Raw genomic sequence first — 16,804 nt, forward strand, 5'->3', positions numbered from 1 at the left:
GACCACCTCCGGCGATTCCACATCCATGATTTCGATGACCTCGGTGAACAAACACTTCGGGGAACTTCACGTCCTGCAAGAGGTCAATCTCGAGGTACCCAAGGGCCAAGTAGTGATCGTCCTTGGTCCGTCGGGCTCCGGTAAGTCGACTCTGTGCCGCACCATCAATCGCCTCGAACCCATCGACTCGGGCACCATCGCCGTCGACGGCAAGACGCTCCCCGAAGAGGGCAAAGCACTTGCCGCACTTCGTGCCGACGTCGGGATGGTCTTTCAGTCCTTCAACCTGTTCGCTCACAAGACGATTCTCGAGAACGTCATGCTCGCACCGATGAAGGTCCGCAAGGCAAAGAAGGACGACGCCAAGAAGACGGCGCAGGCGTTGCTCGAGCGTGTCGGTATCGCCAATCAGGCTGACAAGTACCCGGCGCAGCTTTCCGGTGGCCAGCAGCAGCGTGTCGCGATCGCTCGCGCTCTTGCGATGCAGCCCAAGGTGATGCTTTTCGACGAGCCCACCTCCGCTCTCGACCCCGAGATGGTCAACGAGGTCCTCGATGTCATGACTTCCCTCGCCAAGGAAGGCATGACCATGCTCGTGGTCACGCACGAGATGGGATTCGCACGTAAGGCCGGCGATCGTGTGCTGTTCATGGCTGACGGTCAGGTCGTCGAAGACACAACACCCGAAGAGTTCTTCACTCATCCCAAGTCGGATCGGGCCAAGGACTTCCTCGGAAAGATCCTCACTCACTGATCACAGTCCCCTCCGACACAGTCCCCCCTCCGACACAGTCCCCCCTCCGACACAGTTCCCCCTCCGACACAGTCCTGCTCTCGTCCACAAGACAACTCGCTCGACTGCACTTTTCATCTCGACTGCACCGTTTGCATGTCGACAACCGAGAGGATCTTCATGAAGATCAATCGTTCCGTCCGTTTCGGAATCGGAATCATGGCTATCGCGTTCGCTGCCACCGCCTGTGGTGGCGGCGAGGAGAACAAGTCGATCACCGAGAGCGCTTCCGACGGCACCCTCACCGTCGGCATCAAGTTCGATCAGCCCGGCCTCGGGCAGCGTAATCCGGACGGCACTTTCTCCGGTTTCGACGTCGAGGTGGCCCGGTACATCGCCAACGAACTCGGCGTGAAGCCCGATGGCATCGCTTTCAAGGAATCACCTTCGGCTCAGCGTGAGACTTTGATCCAGAACGGCGAGGTCGACTACATCGTCGCCACCTACTCGATCACCGATACACGCAAGGAGAAGGTCAGCTTCGGCGGCCCGTACTTCATCGCGGGCCAGTCGCTGCTCGTTCGCTCCGACAACACCGACATCACCGGCCCCGATTCGCTCACCGGCGGAAAGAAGCTCTGCTCGGTGTCGGGTTCCACTCCGGCGCAGAACATCCAGGACAACTACGCCAAGGACGTCCAGCTCCAGCCGCTCGACACCTACTCCGCTTGTGTCGAGGCGCTGCGTAACGGCGCTGTCGACGCTGTCACCACCGACGACATCATCCTCGCCGGCTACGCTGCCCAGTACCCGGGCGAGCTGAAGGTCGTCGGAGAACCGTTCACGACCGAAAAGTACGGTGTCGGCCTGGCCAAGGACGATTCCGAGGGTCGCGGCAAGATCAACGACGCCATCGAGAAGATGATCTCCACCGGCGCATGGGAAGAAGCCTTCAACAACACTGTTGGCGCTTCGGGCTACCCCATCCCGGCACCGCCCACCGTTGATCGTTACTGACCTGCTTTTTTCACCGTCAATCTCGCTGCGGCTCCCCACTTCGGGAGCCGCAGCGCGTGACGCCACCAACGGAGATCCCGTGATCTGGGGAGACGGCAAGTGAACCTTCTGAGCAAGTACGGCGACCAGATTCTGGAAGCCTTCTGGACCACGATCCAGCTGACGTTCTTCTCCGCGATCGGCGCCGTCATCATCGGTGTCCTGATTGCGGCAATGCGCGTGTCACCGGTCCCGGTCGCCCGATTCCTGGGTACCGCGTACGTGACCGTGTTCCGAAACACCCCCCTGACACTGATTCTGCTGTTCTGCCTGTTCGGTCTTTCGCAGACGCTCGGAGTCAACCTCGCCAAGTCGGACTCACCGACGTTCTTGACAGACAACAACTTCCGACTCGCCGTACTCGGCCTCAGTGTCTACACTGCCGCGTTCGTGTGTGAGTCACTTCGATCGGGAATCAATACCGTTCCGGTCGGCCAGGCCGAAGCGGGCCGATCACTCGGTCTGTCGTTTGCACAAAATCTTCGGCTGATCGTCCTGCCTCAGGCTTTTCGCGCGGTCACAGCACCGCTGGGTAGCGTGCTGATCGCACTGACCAAGAACTCGACCATCGCCGCGGTGATCGGCGTTTCCGAGGCGTCAGCGCTGATGAAGAAGATGATCGAGAACGAAGCGGCGATCTTCGTCGTCGGTGGAATCTTCGCTGTCGGTTTCGTGATCCTGACACTTCCCATGGGCTTGATCTTCGGCAAGCTGAGCAAGCGATTCGAGGTTTCACGATGAGCAACCGCGCAACAGTTCTCTATGACGCGCCCGGTCCGAGAGCGCGAAATCTCTACCGATTCGCGTCCTTGGTCGTCGCTGCACTCATGGTCGCAATCGGTTACGTCGTCTACCGCGCACTCGACGAAAAGGGCCAGCTGACAGCAGCGAAGTGGGATCCGTTCCTCGAATCCACCTCGTGGACAACGTATCTGATACCGGGCATTCGGGGAACGCTGATCGCGGCTGCGATGTCCATCGTCTTCGCGCTCATCCTCGGTTCTGCCCTGGGTATCGGCCGGCTCTCCGAGCACAACATCATTCGGAAGGTCTGCGGCGTCATCGTCGAATTGTTCCGAGCAGTACCGGTTCTGATTCTGATGATCTTCTCGTATCAGGTGTTCGCCGAATACGAGGTCTTCAAGTCCAAGTACCTCGCACTCGCGGCAGTCGTCGTGGGTCTGACTCTGTACAACGGGTCAGTGATCGCCGAGATCGTCCGTGCCGGAATCAACTCACTCCCACGAGGGCAAAGTGAGGCCGCCAAGGCACTAGGCATGCGCAAGACGCAGATCATGGTGACGATCCTGCTCCCCCAGGCGGTTACCGCCATGCTCCCGGCACTGATCTCGCAGATGGTCGTGGCGCTGAAGGACTCCGCCCTCGGTTACCTGATCGGGTATGTCGAGTTGGTGCGTCAGGCCCAACAGCTCGGCACCTTCTACGGAAACTTCTTGCCGGCGCTCATCGTGGTCGCAGCGATCATGATCGCTCTCAACTCGGCTCTGACCTTCCTGGCAACCAAGGTGGAGAAGCGCCTGCGGTCCGGAAAGCGAAAGGGCAAGGGCCCCATCGCAGCTCCGGCTGCCGACGCAGCCGTTTCGGTTCCGGGCATGGACTTGACCAAGCCGTGAGCTGATCGACCTGCTGTTCCACTGACACGAGGAGCGGGGTGTGTCACCGAATTCGGTGACACACCCCGCTCCTGGGGTTATGTTGCGAAGGGCATGGTTTGCCAACGTATTGGTTTACAAAGAATAGGGGGGACCCCAAAAGGTGCGCCCCGTGGGGTCCCCCGCCCCGGGGGGGGGGGGGGTCCCCCCTTTGGGGGCCCCCCACCCCGCTCCTGGTATTAGTTGCCTACGGCATTGTTTGCCTACGGTATTGGTTACCTACGATTCGGCGGCAGCCATCTCGGCCTTGACCACCTCGTACGACATCCCCGCTGAATACCCCTTGCGAGCAAGCATCGAGACCAGTCGGCGCGTGACCTTGTCACGATCATCGACGGGCTTGTTCTTCAGCTTCCGCCGAACCAGCTCCGCTGCTCGCTCGCGCTCGTCTTCCGGATCGATCTGTGAGAGCGCTTCGGAAGCCACATCCTGGTCGATGCCTTTGAGCCGCAATTCGACTGCTAGCGCACGCTTTCCCTTGCCTGAGTACGTGTGGCGCGAATGAACCCACTGATTCGCGAAGTCTGCGTCGTCGATCAAGCCGATTTCCTGGAGCCGATCGAGAACGCTCGTGATGATCTCGGGTTCGAAACCGCGCCCGCTCAGCTTTGTTTCCAGTTCGGAACGGCTGCGCGCCCGGTCGGTCAGGAGGCGTAGGCAAGCATCTTTGGCCTGCGCCTCCGTCCCACCTTCTGCGCGTTGCGACGGCTTCTCGGATCGTTGACGGGATCGACGCCGAGGTGCGCCGTACTCTTCACGAGCATTCTCGCCGTTGTTACCGTCGTCGAAGCTCATGACTGAACTCAGAAGTCGGCGGGAGCTTCGTCGGTTGCAGTGACGTCAGCACCGATACCGAGCTTTTCCTTGATCTTCTTCTCGATCTCGTCGCGGATATCGGTGTTCTCCAGCAAGAACTTACGAGCATTTTCCTTGCCCTGACCCAACTGGTCACCTTCGTAGGTGTACCAGGAGCCGGACTTGCGGATGAACCCGTGCTCGACACCCATATCGATGAGCGAGCCTTCCTTACTGATGCCCTGACCGTAGAGAATGTCGAACTCGGCCTGCTTGAACGGCGGAGCGACCTTGTTCTTGACGACCTTGACACGAGTGCGGTTACCGACTGCGTCGGTACCGTCCTTGAGAGTCTCGATGCGACGGATGTCGAGGCGAACCGAAGCGTAGAACTTCAGTGCCTTACCACCGGTGGTGGTTTCGGGAGAACCGAACATCACGCCGATCTTCTCGCGAAGCTGGTTGATGAAGATGACGGTGGTGCCCGAGTTGTTCATGGCACCGGTGATCTTGCGCAGCGCCTGGCTCATCAGTCGAGCCTGCAGGCCGACGTGGCTGTCACCCATCTCGCCTTCGATCTCGGCGCGAGGAACAAGAGCGGCCACGGAGTCGATCACGACGATGTCGAGGGCGCCCGAACGAATCAGCATGTCGGTGATCTCGAGAGCCTGCTCACCCGTATCGGGCTGCGAGACCAGAAGCGCGTCGGTGTCGACACCCAACTTGGCTGCATAGTCAGGATCAAGCGCGTGCTCCGCGTCGATGAAGGCCGCGATGCCGCCGTTGGCCTGAGCGTTGGCAACTGCGTGCAGTGCCACGGTGGTCTTACCCGAGGATTCCGGGCCGTAGATCTCGATGACGCGGCCACGCGGCAGTCCGCCGATACCCAGCGCGACGTCGAGCGCGATGGAACCGGTGGGAATGACGGCGATGGGCTGGCGGACACCCTCACCCAGGCGCATCACCGAACCCTTGCCGAAGTTCTTGTCGATCTGCGCCAACGCGAGGTCGAGTGCCTTGTCCCGATCAGGTGCCTGTGGTGCCATCGTGATCCCCATCCTTGTATCAGTCTTCAGTGCCTGCCTGAGCAGACTCCGTCTCTTCAGCGCCTGCCTGAGCCGACCCTGTTGGTGTGTTGCGATCAGAGTAGATCCGGCCACCGACAGACTTTTCGATCTTGGTTTCGTGCCCGTCGAACACTGTGCTTGTCGGACACTGTGCTTGTCGATAACCGAAAGTTCGCAGTTACGAAAGGAGCGTCACCACCGAACAGCTCCAGCATAGACGAACACGTGTTCGAACAGAAGACGGGAGACGTTCGACACGCCGAAAATTCAGCGGCGGGCGGGCGGTACGTCGAACTCCGCGCAGAGCGCGCGCCACACCTCACGGGGCTCCCAGCCTGCTTCGACGGCCTCCGCGGCAGTCATTCCGTCGAGACTCTGGAGTACATGGTCGATCAGCATCGAGTCGCCTCGTACCTGCCCGAACTCTTCGCGCACCATTTCATGAAATTCGGTCAACCGCACAGCCGCCACCGTAGTCCACAGGGTGATGTATCTGCACTCAGGCACAGTCGGCTCACGCCGACACACCGCCATTGACCACCTGTCGGCACACCACCACCGGATCGACGACCTGCGACGCAGTAGCGGCAGCCGCCCTCGCCGCTTCCGTGAATCGCTCATCGGAAAGAACCTGTAGTACTGCATCGCGAATCGACTGCGCATCCGCAGGCCGCACGATCACCGACGTGCCTGCCCGCGCAGCGCGATTGGCCAGCTCCCACTGGTCCCCTCCCCCAGGAACGACGACGGTCGGTACTCCGGCCAACAGCGCCTTTGCCAACATGCCGTGCCCGCCGCCGCATACCAATACCGCCGCGTCATGCAGCATCGCGTCCTGACGTCCGAGACCTGCACGAACCCAATCAGGTTGTTCGCCTTCTGCTCCCTCGAGTATCGATGCGATCAGCCTGACACCGGCTCCGTCGAGTCCTTCGACCGTGCCCTCGAACATTCCCACTGCGCCGGTGTGTGCCGTGGACGGCGCCACCATGACCAGCGGTTCGTCACCTGGCGGTGGATCCAGAATGACCTCGGTCGGCTCCCAGAGAAGCGGTCCGACGACGTGTGCGTGCTCCGGCCAGTCGGGGCGAGGCACTTCCAGTGCCGGAAGCGTTGCGATCAGCCGCGCATGAGGGCCGGGATCGAGAGCGGGCAGTCCGACACCGACACGGGCTTGCGAGCGCTGGGCCAACCCTTGCTTGATCGAACGTCCCGTCGCTGCGCGCATCAGGGTGTCGCGGAGTCGACCGCGAATTCCGACTCCGGGCGCGAGCCCACTGCCGATCGGCGGCAGACCGCGCGAGGGTGAGTACAACGGGTGAGGCGAGAGCTCCACCCACGGGATGCCGAGCCGTTCCGCGGCCAATCCACCTCCGGCAGTAAGGATGTCGGAGACGACAAGATCCGGGGAGACGGATTTCAGGTCGGGAAGCAGTTCGGTGGAAATATAGGCGGCGCGCGAATGAATCCGAGCGCCTGCGTCGAGATCGTCGTCTCCCGGTCGCGGAGCCAAGCCCTTGAGAGGCTCCGCTTCCACGCCCGCTGCTCGCGCTGCCTCCACCCACCGGGTCCCGGTGTAGAGGATGGGGTCGTCGCCGGCCTGGATCAACGCCAGCGACAACGCTATTGCGGGAAAAGCATGACCCGGGTCCGGCCCGGCAACGACGGCTACACGCACCGGATCAGAGTGTCACACCGAGTGAAACGCCTGTTCCGCCGCACCCAGTGCGCGTTCGCGATCCGAAGCCACCAATCCGATTCTGGTCCTGCGATCAAGGACGTCGTCGACATCGAGGGCACCTTCGTGCGATACGGCGAAATCGAACTCGGCGCCGCATATCTCCAAGTCCGCAACCGGCCGAAGACGATCACTGCTCGCGGAGGCAACGAACTCCGCTTCGGTGCCGTATCGCGCCACTAGGGAGGCGGGAGCCTTGATCTTTTTCAAATCCGCCGCCGATGCAGCACCTACCAGCGGCAACGAGCGTGTCCGACACGCACCGGCATTCAGCGAGCCGGCCTCGATCGCAGCGTCGACGGCGTCTTCGGCCATCTTGCGGTACGTCGTGAGCTTGCCGCCCACCACCGTGACCAAGCCCGAAGCCGAACGAACAACAGCGTGATTGCGGGAGAGGTCGGCAGTCGAGCCTTCACCGGTGTCCAGCAGCGGACGCAGACCCGCGAAGGTCCCCAAGACGTCCCCACGGGTCAGCGGAACTTCCAACGCCGTGTTCACGGTGTCGAGCAGGAAGTCGATCTCGTCCTCGGACGCCGTCGGTACGTCGGGCACCGGTCCCGGCGCTGCTTCGTCGGTCAACCCGAGGTAGATCCGGCCGAGCTGCGCGGGCAGGGCGAAGACGAAACGGTTGGTCTCGCCGGGAATCGGCACCGTCAGTGCTGCAGTGGGGTTCCCCAATCGCGCCGCGTCGAGCACCAGGTGCGTTCCGCGGCTGGGGCGAAGAGTGATGCTGGAGTCGACCTGATCAGCCCATACACCGGTCGCATTGATCACGACGCGGGCACGCATCAAGAACTCGGACCCGGTCAACTCGTCGCGCAAGGTGGCCGATGTTCCGGATACGTCGTACGCACCGACCCTGGTCAGGATTCGCGCGCCGTGGGACGCCGCGGTTCGCGCGATGCCGACGACAAGACGGGCGTCGTCGATGAGCTGCCCGTCGAACGCAGTCAAGGCGCCGCGTAGATTCTCTTGCTTGACCGCAGGGGCCAATTCGCGAGCGCGAGCAGCACTGACCGTCCGTGATCTGGGTAGTACCGACGCCGGGGTTCGCGCCGACATGCGCAGAGCGTCACCGGCCAGGAAACCGGTACGCACCAGGGCCTTTCCGAAGAACGACGTCTCCGGCAACAGCGGTACGAGTTGAGGCATGGCGCGAACCAGGTGCGGCGCGGTGCGCGTCATGAGAATTCCGCGCTCGACCGCACTTTCACGGGCGATGCCGACATTGCCGGAAGCAAGGTACCGAAGGCCGCCGTGCGCCAGTTTCGAACTCCAACGGCTGGTGCCGAACGCGAGGTCGTGCTTTTCGACCAGCGCAACACTCAGCCCACGAGTCACGGCATCGAGAGCAACACCGACGCCCGTGATTCCGCCACCGATAACCAGGACGTCGACCGAATCGCCGTTCGCCAACTGCTCGAGCTCACGAGTACGCCGCTGTGCATTGAGCGCTGAATCACCGCTTGCTGAATCACTGCCTGCTGAACCTAGGGGGCTCACAGCTATTCTCCCGAATTCTTGACAGGTGCCAGGTACGCAGCGACCGCATATCGAAGTTGTTCGACAGACGCGTCGGAAGAAAGCTCAGCCTCGAGAGTCGGTGCGGAGATGACAACGGACTGTGCCATCAGTAGAACCATCGCCGCGATCTCGGTGACGCTTCCCTCACGAATCGAACCGTCCTGTTGACCGGCCGCGACGACGGAGGTGATCAGCTCGAGAATCGACTTCTGGCTCGCGCCGAGTCGGTCCACGATGTACGTGGTCAGCAACTCTTGATCGGCTTGCCGAATTTTCACGAAGAGCGGATGGTCGCGGATCTGGCCGACGACGTCACCGATCGCCTCCACGAGCAACGTGCCCGCAGACCCGGTGAAGGTCACCTCGGGCAGCACCGATCGGATCTCCCGCGTGAGCAGGTCCGCGACCACGGCCCGCGTGTCCGGCCAACGCCGGTAGACCGTAGGTCGGCTGACGCCGGCTCGACGGGAGATCTCGGCAAGTGTGGTTCGCTGCATTCCGAAATCGAGGACACACGATCTTGCGGCGTCGAGAATCACGTCGTCGATCTCGCGGCTGGGGATGCGCTGACCGTCGGCCTTGCGAGGGGCAATTGGGTCATCTGCGTTACGGATTACCATCGTGTGTAACACAATACCGGACAAGTCACCGGCAATCCCGTCGGGACTTGCGACTTTTCTCGCTCAAAGCTCATCAGAAATAGTACAACTCGAAACCAACTGCGCGCTCGGCATCAAACCCAGGCTTCGGTCCGCTGACCATATCTATCTGTGCGCGGGCCTGTTCCCGGATCGGCACAGAACTCAATGCCGCCAGATAGCGTGCGTGTTCCGCGAGCGAATCCACGGCGCGATCGACCGTCGACGTCACGTCGACGGAGTGCGTGGGAGTCATCGTGTTCACCGCGACCCACCGAACGCCGGACCACGGCGCCAACCCCTGAGCCGTCAATGACGGAAAGATCCATTCGTTTGCTGCGTCGGCAGTTGCATCCAGGACGCTGATCCCGAGCGCGCGGTGATCCGCACTGTTGAGGTAGCCGGGCCCCCAGGTGTGCGAGAAGTTCATCGTGACCACCAACTCCGGACGGTGGCGACGAATTGCAGCGGCAAGAGTCGAGCGCAACTCCAGGCCTTCCACGAGACGGCCGTCGGGTAGTCCGAGGAACTCCACCTCACTGACACCGACGATCGCGGCCGAGCGGCGCTCTTCTTCCTCACGGACCGGGCCGGACTCCGCGGGCGACAGACCAGCGATTCCGGCCTCACCTCGCGTGGCCAGCACGTATCGGACGTCCTTGCCGCGATCCGTCCACTGCGCCACCGCCGCGGCTGCGCCGTATTCGATGTCGTCGGGATGCGCAACGATGACAATCGCGCGCTGCCAGTCCTCGGGGAAGTTTTCCATAGGGCCGATCTTGCCTGTCAGAATCGCGAAGCGGGCGAATTGTCGTCACTTCCCGACATCGCCTTCACCAGGAAGTAGATTCCGAAGCCGACCGCGCCGACCACCAGAACCCAGAAAAGCCCTTTGATCAGGGCGCCGACCACCGCGAGTGCAACCCACACCAGTACGACGGCCAAAACGATCTTCCAAAACATGCTTGCCTCCAATGGGCCATTGAATAATCAGTCGAATCGGACAAGTGCTGCGTCGTCCGTAGAACCAGCCTGACAGGTCTGGCGCGACAAAGCAGCAGCTCAGCGGCAAGTTCAGGTAAAGATCAGGGTTCACCCCGAGACCGCACCTCACGCAGGTCAGGTGTCCAACCCACTGCAGCGTGCGACTGGCGTAAACTCGCGAAGTTCCATCCCGTACGCCGAAGGAGCACGTCCGCAGTGTCTACGACCCGTTTCCCCGCTCGCGATCTCGCGCATGTAGCCGTCTTCGCCGCACTCATCATCGCGCTGGGCCTACCCGGGTCGATCAACATCGGCATCTCCGGTGTACCGATCACACTTCAGTCCATGGGCGTCATGATGGCCGGCGCTCTGCTCGGACCGCGCAAGGGTGTTCTCGCCGTCCTGACGGTCATCGCCCTGGGATTGGTGGGACTACCGGTCCTTGCCGGCGGTCGCACCGCACTCGTGTCTCTTTCGAGCCCGACGGCCGGATTCCTCATCGGTTGGATCCCGACGGCATTCGTCATCGGGTGGCTGACTGCAAAGATGCTGCCCAAGTACCGGATCATCGCGGGCATCGGCATCAACCTCCTCGGCGGGGTTGTCATCCTCTACGCCTTCGGCATCGTCGGAATGATGGTCCGCGGACACATGAGCTTCGTAGCCGCCTGGTCGGCCAACGCTGCCTTCATTCCTCTCGACGCGGCAAAGGCAGTGGTCACCGCGCTCGTCGCGTCCCAGGTCCATCGCGCATATCCGGCACTGCTGCGTGATTCGGTGATCTCGTCCACCAAGACCGTGGTGGCGAATTAATCTCCGATGAGTGAGATCGTCTTCGAGAACGTCGGCCACAGCTTCGGTGAACGAACAGTCCTGCAGCAGATAAATCTGCGACTGAGCGAGCAGCGAATCGGGATCGTGGGTGCAAACGGAAGCGGCAAGTCGACCCTCGCTCGCATGATCAACGGCCTGGTCGTTCCAACCGAAGGGCGCGTCCAGGTGAACGGCCTGGATACCGCGAAGAAGGGCCGCGACGTACGCAAGCAGGTCGGGTTCGTCTTCACCGATCCCAACCATCAGATCGTGATGCCGACGGTGGCCGAGGACATCGAATTCTCGCTCCGCCGTAGCGGTTTGGGTAAAACCGAGCGCGCCGCGAAGGTCAGCTCGGTCCTGCAGCGCTACGGTCTCGCCGGGCACGCCGACCATCCCACTCACCAGCTTTCCGGTGGGCAGAAGCAGCTACTCGCGCTCGCGGCCATCATGGTGACAGAGCCGAACGTACTCGTCGCCGACGAGCCCACCACGCTCCTCGATCTTCGCAACTCGCGACTCATCAGCTCGGTGTTCGAGTCACTCGATCAACAACTGATCGTCGTGACCCACCAACTCGACCTCCTCGAATCATTCGAACGGGTGTTGGTTGTCGACCAAGGCCGTGTCGTCGCCGACGGCTCCCCCGCCGACTCGATCGGCCATTACCGGGCGTTGGTCTCGTGACCACTCTCGGCGTCTACCGGCCGGGCACATCGCTCCTGCACCGGATGCCGACGGGGATCAAGCTCCTCGCATTGATCGTGGCGATCCTGGCCGTCTCGATCTTCGTACGTGAGCCGTGGCAACTCGCAGCTCCCGCGATCGTCGTCATCGCCCTGTACGTCATTGCGCGCATCCCGCCGATGACGGCGATCCGGCAGCTGCGACCCGCACTGTGGATGTTGCTGTTCATCGGCGCGTTCCAGCTGGTGGTCGCGGGGTGGCAGCGAGCGGCCGTCGTGTGCGGCGTCCTGATCATCTCGATCGCCTTGGCGGCGATCATGGGTCTGACCACGCGGATCTCCGAGATGCTCGACGCGATCACCAGATTCCTGACACCCTTGCGACGCTTCGGCGTCAATCCCGAACGGATCGCCTTGCTCCTGGCAATGACGATGCGGTGCATTCCGCTGATGTTCGAGGTCATCACACAGGTGTCCGAGGCACGCAAGGCACGAGGGCTCGGCTTCTCGCTGCGTTCCTTCGCAGTGCCGGTCATCGTCGGCACCCTGATGACCGCAGATGCGATGGGTGAAGCATTGGCAGCCCGCGGCGCCGACGACTGAGCGCCGATCAGACTGTGCACTGATCAGACCGAGCACCGATCAGACCGGGAACTGTCAGTTGTACTTGCGGGTGATGTCGTCCACCTCGCCGATGGCGTCGGCAAGCGCCGAAAGTCGCTCGGCGGCCGCGTGCAGCGCCGAGAGTTCTCGGTTGAATCCCACCAGCGCCGAAGGGCTGTGAGGCGCAGTCAGAGCAGCGGCCGAGGTCACCAGATCCTCGTACTGATCCAACCCCGACTGCAACTCACGAACTGCACCGTCGATGGTGGGATCAAGAGGCTCAGTCACCTTGGGCGTAGCAGCCACCGCACGTTCCATCGCGACCACGTCCGAAGACACTGCAAACATCGCTCTGAGTGCCGAATCGGCGGTGACGGTGATTTCGTCCAGCTCACCGGGGTCGATGGTGTCGGCGCGCCTGAGAACACTCAAAATCTCGAACAGCGACGTCTCGGCACCGATGAGGCGAGACATCGGGATGAACGCGCGAGACGACGACGGTGGCAATCGTCTGCGAATCGGCGCCGACGGCGGAGGGCCGGAGCTCATCGAACGGTAACGGCCGACCGCGATGACGGCGGGAACCGCGAACAGTGCCGCTCCCCCGCCCGCCACGACCACCGACCACTCGGGAGCCGCCGCAACCGCGAGGCCGGCAGTGCCGACCACTGAACCGCCGGACATGAATCCCCATCGCTGCGCGCGCCGACGCGCACGGGCACGTTTGCGCTCGAACTTGGCACGCGGATCCTGCCACCGACGAGCGGCATCCGCCGCAGACAGACCGACCTCGCGCAATGTGTCCGCGGTACGTCCCAACGCTCCGAAAGCGCCGGATACGGAAACGGGAACGGCCGACCGGGGCTCACGCCCAGATCGACCGTCTCGCGAAGAAAACATCAGAGCATCACTGCCGACATCGAGAATTCGGCTACTGCCCGGTCTGACCGGCAGCCGGGGGCTGCTTCTCGACGGACGGAGTCGCGGGAGTGGCTGCTGCACCGCCGGAAGGCAGTGCCTCGCCCTTCATGGACGCACGAATCTGCTCGAGGCGGCTGTGCCCTGCCATCTGAACCGAGGCCTGCTGGACCTCCATCATGCGGCCCTGGACGGAGTTCTGGGCGAGCTCGGCCGAGCCGAGTGCGTCAGCGTAGCGGCGCTCGATCTTGTCGCGCACAGCATCGAGGCTGGGTGTGTTGCCGGGAGCCGACAGCGTGCTGTCCATGGAACGAAGCGACTCGCTCACGCGCTCCTGCATCTTGGCCTGCTCGAGCTGGCTGAGCAGCTTGGTGCGCTCGGCAACCTTTGCCTGCAGGGTCATCGCGTTCTGCTCGACGGCCTTCTTGGCCTGAGCGGCTGCCTGCAAGGACTGGTCGTGCAGTGCCTTCAGATCCTCGACGCCCTGCTCGGCCGTCACCAACTGAGCCGCAAAAGCCTCGGCGGCGTTGGTGTACTGGATCGCCTTGTCGTTGTCGCCGGCAGCAGCAGCCTGATCGGCAAGATTGACGGCTTGGCGCGCGTTGGCGTTGAGCTTCTCGACCTCGTCGAGCTGACGGCTGAGCTTCATCTCGAGTTGACGCTGATTACCGATCACCGACGCAGCCTGCTGGGACAACGCCTGATGCTGGCGCTGTGCGTCCTCGATCGCCTGCTGAATCTGAACCTTTGGATCTGCCTTCTCATCGATCTTCGAATTGAAGAGCGCCATCAGGTACTTCCAGCCCTTGACGAAAGGATTAGCCATTGGTTTGATCCTGCCTCCATCTGATGCGCCGCGCCGAACGCGACCCGGAGCGCGACCGTCGCGCACCGAAACAAGGGCTGCGCCCTATCTGCTCTGACCCCACCTGCTGGAAACCGGCGGTTACGTACAAAATCTATCGGTTACGGCCGGTAGTGGCTACGCCGCCGCCAACCTTCGAGCGTTCGGTGCCGGAATCACGACGCGAGTGTCGCGTGCGATAGTCGGCGAACCGGATGCCGAGACAGTGCCGGATGCCGACACGGCAGGTTCGGTGACCTGTCGATCAGCTACCGGAGAGCTCTTCTTGGTGGCCAAGGTCTCGCTCACATCGACCAGCACGTCGGACAGCGGGACTGCGAGCGCATCACAGATCGCTGCCAACAGTTCGCTCGATGCTTCCTTACGTCCACGTTCCACTTCGGACAGATAGCCCAAGCTCACACGCGCGCTGTTCGACACCTCACGTAGCGTGCGGCTCTGCGAAACGCGCGTACGCCGGAGACTGTCACCGATTGCCTCACGCAATAGCAGCGCCATCTCGCTCCTCCTTCATCCGTGACCTCATCGTGCATGGTCGTACGTCTTCACAATCGTCAACGTCCGAACACATCCGATTGGTTCCCGAGCCTATCGTGCCGCACGCGCTACGACACGATCACGCAACCGCGACACGGCAGTCGCGACTGCCGTTGTCCGAATCTCCCACCGTTCGCCGCCGAGCGCGAGCGGTACGCATTCGGTTCCGTCCGGGCCGGCGATCCCGAGAAACACCGTTCCGACCGGGTGTCCGTCCTGCTCGCTCGGACCGGCAACTCCGGTCAGTCCGATACCCCAGTCGGCACTGCACCTCGTCTGGGCGCCGAGCGCCAAGGCCACGGCGGTGCTCTCGGACACGGGGCCGTCCGACGCCAGGCGCTCGGGATCCACGCCCGCCAGCGTTGCTTTCAGGTCGGTCGCATACACGACCAGGCCCCCACGCAGCACCGCGCTCGACCCTGGCACCGACGCGACCGCAGCCGTGAACAATCCGGCCGTCAAAGATTCAGCGGCGGCGACAGTCTGCCTCGCGGCGGCGAGGGCGTCGACGAGTTCGACCACTCCGAGTCCGAGCAGCGGGTCGGTCATGACTCGACTGCGCGAACTCCGGCGCGAAGCCTGATCGCCTGCACGATGTATTCGATTCCCGTCGCCACCGTCAGTACGACGGCAGCAGCCATCAGCAGTCCGCTGACGATGTCCCAACTGCTCGGCAGCGGGCAGAGGTAGAAACCGATCGCGACGGCCTGTACGAGCGTCTTGAGCTTGCCACCCTTGCCTGCCGGGATGACCGCGTGCCGCAGGACCGCGAACCGCAACAGCGTGATTCCGAGTTCTCGGGCGATGATCACTCCGGTAACCCACCACGACAGATCGCCGAGAACCGAGAGCCCGATGAGCGCGGCTCCGATCAAGGCCTTGTCCGCGATCGGGTCCATGAGTTTCCCGAAATCGGTGACCAGACCGTACTTCCGAGCCAATTGGCCGTCGATCCGATCCGTGATCGCGGCGACGATGAACACGCCCATCGCTCCGAGACGCCACCACGTCGAGTGTCCGCCGTCGACGAACAGAACAACGAGAAACACCGGAACGAGAACCATTCGCACCATCGTGAGAATGTTCGCGATGTTCAGCAACGGAACCGGGTTGTCCGCGACAGGTGTGCCGTCGGACGGACCGACGGCGGCGCGATGGGCGTCGGTCTGATCGCGCGGGGTACTCATCGGATCACCGCACGGGCGGTGAGCCGAACCCGGGATACAGCCGAGCGGCGCGGGAATTGCGTGGGGCGGACAGGCACGCGACTTAGAATATCGGTAGGGCCATTGACTAATGTGCACCACATGACTTCGACCGCGCCGACCTATACCGAGAGCCAGTTGATCGTGCGTCGCGCGCGAACGTCGGACATCCCCGAAATCAAGCGCCTGATCGACATCTACGCCGGCAAGATCCTGCTCGAGAAGAATCTCGTGACACTGTACGAGGCTGTCCAGGAGTTCTGGGTCGCTGAGCGGGGTGACCAGGTAATCGCTTGCGGCGCACTGCATGTGCTGTGGGCAGACCTGGGTGAGATTCGCACCGTCGCAGTCGATCCGACGGCCAAGGGGCAGGGTGCGGGTTTCCACGTGGTCGACAAACTCATCGAGGTCGCCAAGGAATTGGAGTTGGAACGACTGTTCGTTTTGACGTTCGAGACCGAGTTCTTCCACCGTCACGGATTCGCGGAGATCGACGGCACTCCCGTCACCGCCGAGGTCTATGCCGAAATGTGTCGTTCCTACGACGCCGGCGTCGCCGAGTTCCTCGATCTGAGCTATGTGAAACCCAACACACTCGGCAATACTCGCATGCTCCTGACTCTCTGAACCGTTCAGACTCTTCACACATCCCTGTCTCGATCCCCGTCCCGAAAGCGGTTCACGATGTCGTTGTTCCTCGTCGAATACACCTATGCGCCCGAGAAGAATCCTCAGCGCGACGAAGTCCGCAGCGATCACCGCGCGTGGCTCGCCGATCTGGTTTCCCGCTCGATCGTGTTGTCTTCAGGTCCGTTTGCAGATGGAAACGGCGCGCTGATCATCGTCGACGCCGCTGACACCGATACCGTTTCGCTTCTCTTCACCCACGATCCGTTCGCGATCGCCGACCTGATCGAAAACGTCCGGATCACCGAGTGGGTGCCGGTTCTGGGCCAGTTCAGCGCCTGA

22 protein-coding genes are annotated in these 16,804 nt (G+C 62.4%); 9 read left to right on the plus strand and 13 right to left on the minus strand.

Annotated elements, in window-relative coordinates:
* Nucleotides 1–25: 25 nt before the first annotated feature.
* The 4 genes from gluA to ACFQ6Y_RS07565 all read left to right on the plus strand — a co-directional run bounded on the left by gluA (nt 26) and on the right by ACFQ6Y_RS07565 (nt 3,423).
* Complete coding sequence (gene gluA, locus ACFQ6Y_RS07550; RefSeq protein WP_283303996.1) at nt 26–754, plus strand: glutamate ABC transporter ATP-binding protein GluA; 729 nt, start codon at nt 26–28, stop codon at nt 752–754.
* A gap of 159 nt (nt 755–913) precedes the next feature.
* Nucleotides 914–1,750, plus strand: a complete 837-nt coding sequence (locus ACFQ6Y_RS07555) for a glutamate ABC transporter substrate-binding protein (RefSeq protein ID WP_378630678.1) — start codon at nt 914–916, stop codon at nt 1,748–1,750.
* A 99-nt stretch (nt 1,751–1,849) separates the two neighbouring features.
* Nucleotides 1,850–2,530 (plus strand): amino acid ABC transporter permease, encoded by a 681-nt coding sequence (locus ACFQ6Y_RS07560; RefSeq protein ID WP_019748198.1) that lies wholly within the window; start codon nt 1,850–1,852, stop codon nt 2,528–2,530.
* Complete coding sequence (locus ACFQ6Y_RS07565; protein ID WP_378630681.1) at nt 2,527–3,423, plus strand: amino acid ABC transporter permease; 897 nt, start codon at nt 2,527–2,529, stop codon at nt 3,421–3,423. Before ACFQ6Y_RS07560 ends, ACFQ6Y_RS07565 begins: the two co-directional genes overlap by 4 nt.
* A gap of 258 nt (nt 3,424–3,681) precedes the next feature.
* Here ACFQ6Y_RS07565 and recX read toward each other — a convergent pair whose 3' ends face one another.
* From recX to ACFQ6Y_RS07605, 8 genes are all read right to left on the minus strand, one after another.
* Nucleotides 3,682–4,257, minus strand: a complete 576-nt coding sequence (gene recX, locus ACFQ6Y_RS07570; protein WP_378630683.1) for a recombination regulator RecX — start codon at nt 4,255–4,257, stop codon at nt 3,682–3,684.
* A gap of 8 nt (nt 4,258–4,265) precedes the next feature.
* Nucleotides 4,266–5,303 (minus strand): recombinase RecA, encoded by a 1,038-nt coding sequence (gene recA / locus ACFQ6Y_RS07575; RefSeq protein WP_007735170.1) that lies wholly within the window; start codon nt 5,301–5,303, stop codon nt 4,266–4,268.
* Nucleotides 5,304–5,591: 288 nt separating this feature from the next.
* Nucleotides 5,592–5,786 carry a DUF3046 domain-containing protein gene (locus ACFQ6Y_RS07580; protein WP_042951753.1) on the minus strand — a complete coding sequence of 65 codons (195 nt, stop codon included), beginning with the start codon at nt 5,784–5,786 and terminating at the stop codon, nt 5,592–5,594.
* Nucleotides 5,787–5,838: 52 nt separating this feature from the next.
* A complete protein-coding gene (locus tag ACFQ6Y_RS07585; RefSeq protein ID WP_378630685.1) occupies nt 5,839–7,002 on the minus strand; it encodes a glycosyltransferase in 1,164 nt (387 codons plus the stop codon).
* 12 nt (nt 7,003–7,014) lie between these two features.
* Complete coding sequence (locus ACFQ6Y_RS07590) at nt 7,015–8,565, minus strand: glycerol-3-phosphate dehydrogenase/oxidase (RefSeq protein WP_378630687.1); 1,551 nt, start codon at nt 8,563–8,565, stop codon at nt 7,015–7,017.
* 2 nt (nt 8,566–8,567) lie between these two features.
* Nucleotides 8,568–9,206, minus strand: a complete 639-nt coding sequence (locus ACFQ6Y_RS07595) for a TetR/AcrR family transcriptional regulator (RefSeq protein WP_378630689.1) — start codon at nt 9,204–9,206, stop codon at nt 8,568–8,570.
* A 73-nt stretch (nt 9,207–9,279) separates the two neighbouring features.
* On the minus strand, nt 9,280–9,993 hold the full coding sequence (locus ACFQ6Y_RS07600) for a PIG-L deacetylase family protein (RefSeq protein ID WP_378630691.1): 714 nt from the start codon (nt 9,991–9,993) through the stop codon (nt 9,280–9,282).
* Between the two features lie 17 nt (nt 9,994–10,010).
* A complete protein-coding gene (locus tag ACFQ6Y_RS07605; RefSeq protein WP_003942133.1) occupies nt 10,011–10,187 on the minus strand; it encodes a hypothetical protein in 177 nt (58 codons plus the stop codon).
* 237 nt (nt 10,188–10,424) lie between these two features.
* Between ACFQ6Y_RS07605 and ACFQ6Y_RS07610 the strand changes: the two genes are divergently transcribed.
* From ACFQ6Y_RS07610 to ACFQ6Y_RS07620, 3 genes are read left to right on the plus strand one after another with little or no spacing between them, the layout of a single operon-like run.
* Complete coding sequence (locus ACFQ6Y_RS07610; protein ID WP_378533464.1) at nt 10,425–11,021, plus strand: biotin transporter BioY; 597 nt, start codon at nt 10,425–10,427, stop codon at nt 11,019–11,021.
* 6 nt (nt 11,022–11,027) lie between these two features.
* Nucleotides 11,028–11,708 (plus strand): energy-coupling factor ABC transporter ATP-binding protein, encoded by a 681-nt coding sequence (locus tag ACFQ6Y_RS07615; RefSeq protein ID WP_378630693.1) that lies wholly within the window; start codon nt 11,028–11,030, stop codon nt 11,706–11,708.
* Nucleotides 11,705–12,310, plus strand: a complete 606-nt coding sequence (locus ACFQ6Y_RS07620) for an energy-coupling factor transporter transmembrane component T family protein (RefSeq protein WP_378630695.1) — start codon at nt 11,705–11,707, stop codon at nt 12,308–12,310. The genes ACFQ6Y_RS07615 and ACFQ6Y_RS07620 overlap by 4 nt, the downstream gene beginning before the upstream one ends.
* A 54-nt stretch (nt 12,311–12,364) precedes the next feature.
* Here ACFQ6Y_RS07620 and ACFQ6Y_RS07625 read toward each other — a convergent pair whose 3' ends face one another.
* The 5 genes from ACFQ6Y_RS07625 to pgsA all read right to left on the minus strand — a co-directional run bounded on the left by ACFQ6Y_RS07625 (nt 12,365) and on the right by pgsA (nt 15,817).
* Complete coding sequence (locus ACFQ6Y_RS07625) at nt 12,365–13,210, minus strand: hypothetical protein (protein ID WP_378630698.1); 846 nt, start codon at nt 13,208–13,210, stop codon at nt 12,365–12,367.
* Nucleotides 13,211–13,241: 31 nt separating this feature from the next.
* On the minus strand, nt 13,242–14,054 hold the full coding sequence (gene pspA / locus ACFQ6Y_RS07630) for a phage shock protein PspA (RefSeq protein ID WP_003942098.1): 813 nt from the start codon (nt 14,052–14,054) through the stop codon (nt 13,242–13,244).
* A gap of 156 nt (nt 14,055–14,210) precedes the next feature.
* The gene (locus tag ACFQ6Y_RS07635) at nt 14,211–14,591 is read right to left on the minus strand and encodes a helix-turn-helix domain-containing protein (protein ID WP_378630701.1); all 381 of its coding nucleotides are present in this window, start codon (nt 14,589–14,591) and stop codon (nt 14,211–14,213) included.
* 90 nt (nt 14,592–14,681) lie between these two features.
* Complete coding sequence (locus ACFQ6Y_RS07640; RefSeq protein ID WP_378630704.1) at nt 14,682–15,179, minus strand: CinA family protein; 498 nt, start codon at nt 15,177–15,179, stop codon at nt 14,682–14,684.
* Nucleotides 15,176–15,817, minus strand: a complete 642-nt coding sequence (gene pgsA, locus ACFQ6Y_RS07645; RefSeq protein WP_003942125.1) for a CDP-diacylglycerol--glycerol-3-phosphate 3-phosphatidyltransferase — start codon at nt 15,815–15,817, stop codon at nt 15,176–15,178. The genes ACFQ6Y_RS07640 and pgsA overlap by 4 nt, the downstream gene beginning before the upstream one ends.
* 120 nt (nt 15,818–15,937) lie before the next feature.
* Here pgsA and ACFQ6Y_RS07650 point away from each other — a divergent pair, with 120 nt between their 5' ends.
* The gene (locus tag ACFQ6Y_RS07650; RefSeq protein ID WP_019748183.1) at nt 15,938–16,462 is read left to right on the plus strand and encodes an amino-acid N-acetyltransferase; all 525 of its coding nucleotides are present in this window, start codon (nt 15,938–15,940) and stop codon (nt 16,460–16,462) included.
* Between the two features lie 57 nt (nt 16,463–16,519).
* Nucleotides 16,520–16,804, plus strand: coding sequence for a YciI family protein (locus ACFQ6Y_RS07655; RefSeq protein WP_378630707.1), 285 nt, complete (start codon nt 16,520–16,522; stop codon nt 16,802–16,804).

Source organism: Rhodococcus sp. NPDC056516 (genome assembly GCF_042794655.1).
Classification (GTDB): domain Bacteria; phylum Actinomycetota; class Actinomycetes; order Mycobacteriales; family Mycobacteriaceae; genus Rhodococcus_F.

Bases quoted from the DNA above. Each gene is read 5' to 3' on its own strand.
- gluA (WP_283303996.1), top strand. From the start codon at position 26: ATGATTTCGATGACCTCGGTGAACAAACACTTCGGGGAACTTCACGTC.
- ACFQ6Y_RS07555 (WP_378630678.1), top strand. From the start codon at position 914: ATGAAGATCAATCGTTCCGTCCGTTTCGGAATCGGAATCATGGCTATC.
- ACFQ6Y_RS07565 (WP_378630681.1), top strand. From the start codon at position 2,527: ATGAGCAACCGCGCAACAGTTCTCTATGACGCGCCCGGTCCGAGAGCG.
- recX (WP_378630683.1), bottom strand. From the start codon at position 4,257: ATGAGCTTCGACGACGGTAACAACGGCGAGAATGCTCGTGAAGAGTAC.
- recA (WP_007735170.1), bottom strand. From the start codon at position 5,303: ATGGCACCACAGGCACCTGATCGGGACAAGGCACTCGACCTCGCGTTG.
- ACFQ6Y_RS07595 (WP_378630689.1), bottom strand. From the start codon at position 9,206: ATGGTAATCCGTAACGCAGATGACCCAATTGCCCCTCGCAAGGCCGAC.
- ACFQ6Y_RS07600 (WP_378630691.1), bottom strand. From the start codon at position 9,993: ATGGAAAACTTCCCCGAGGACTGGCAGCGCGCGATTGTCATCGTTGCG.
- ACFQ6Y_RS07605 (WP_003942133.1), bottom strand. From the start codon at position 10,187: ATGTTTTGGAAGATCGTTTTGGCCGTCGTACTGGTGTGGGTTGCACTC.
- ACFQ6Y_RS07615 (WP_378630693.1), top strand. From the start codon at position 11,028: ATGAGTGAGATCGTCTTCGAGAACGTCGGCCACAGCTTCGGTGAACGA.
- ACFQ6Y_RS07625 (WP_378630698.1), bottom strand. From the start codon at position 13,210: ATGTTTTCTTCGCGAGACGGTCGATCTGGGCGTGAGCCCCGGTCGGCC.
- pspA (WP_003942098.1), bottom strand. From the start codon at position 14,054: ATGGCTAATCCTTTCGTCAAGGGCTGGAAGTACCTGATGGCGCTCTTC.
- ACFQ6Y_RS07635 (WP_378630701.1), bottom strand. From the start codon at position 14,591: ATGGCGCTGCTATTGCGTGAGGCAATCGGTGACAGTCTCCGGCGTACG.
- ACFQ6Y_RS07640 (WP_378630704.1), bottom strand. From the start codon at position 15,179: ATGACCGACCCGCTGCTCGGACTCGGAGTGGTCGAACTCGTCGACGCC.
- pgsA (WP_003942125.1), bottom strand. From the start codon at position 15,817: ATGAGTACCCCGCGCGATCAGACCGACGCCCATCGCGCCGCCGTCGGT.
- ACFQ6Y_RS07650 (WP_019748183.1), top strand. From the start codon at position 15,938: ATGACTTCGACCGCGCCGACCTATACCGAGAGCCAGTTGATCGTGCGT.
- ACFQ6Y_RS07655 (WP_378630707.1), top strand. From the start codon at position 16,520: ATGTCGTTGTTCCTCGTCGAATACACCTATGCGCCCGAGAAGAATCCT.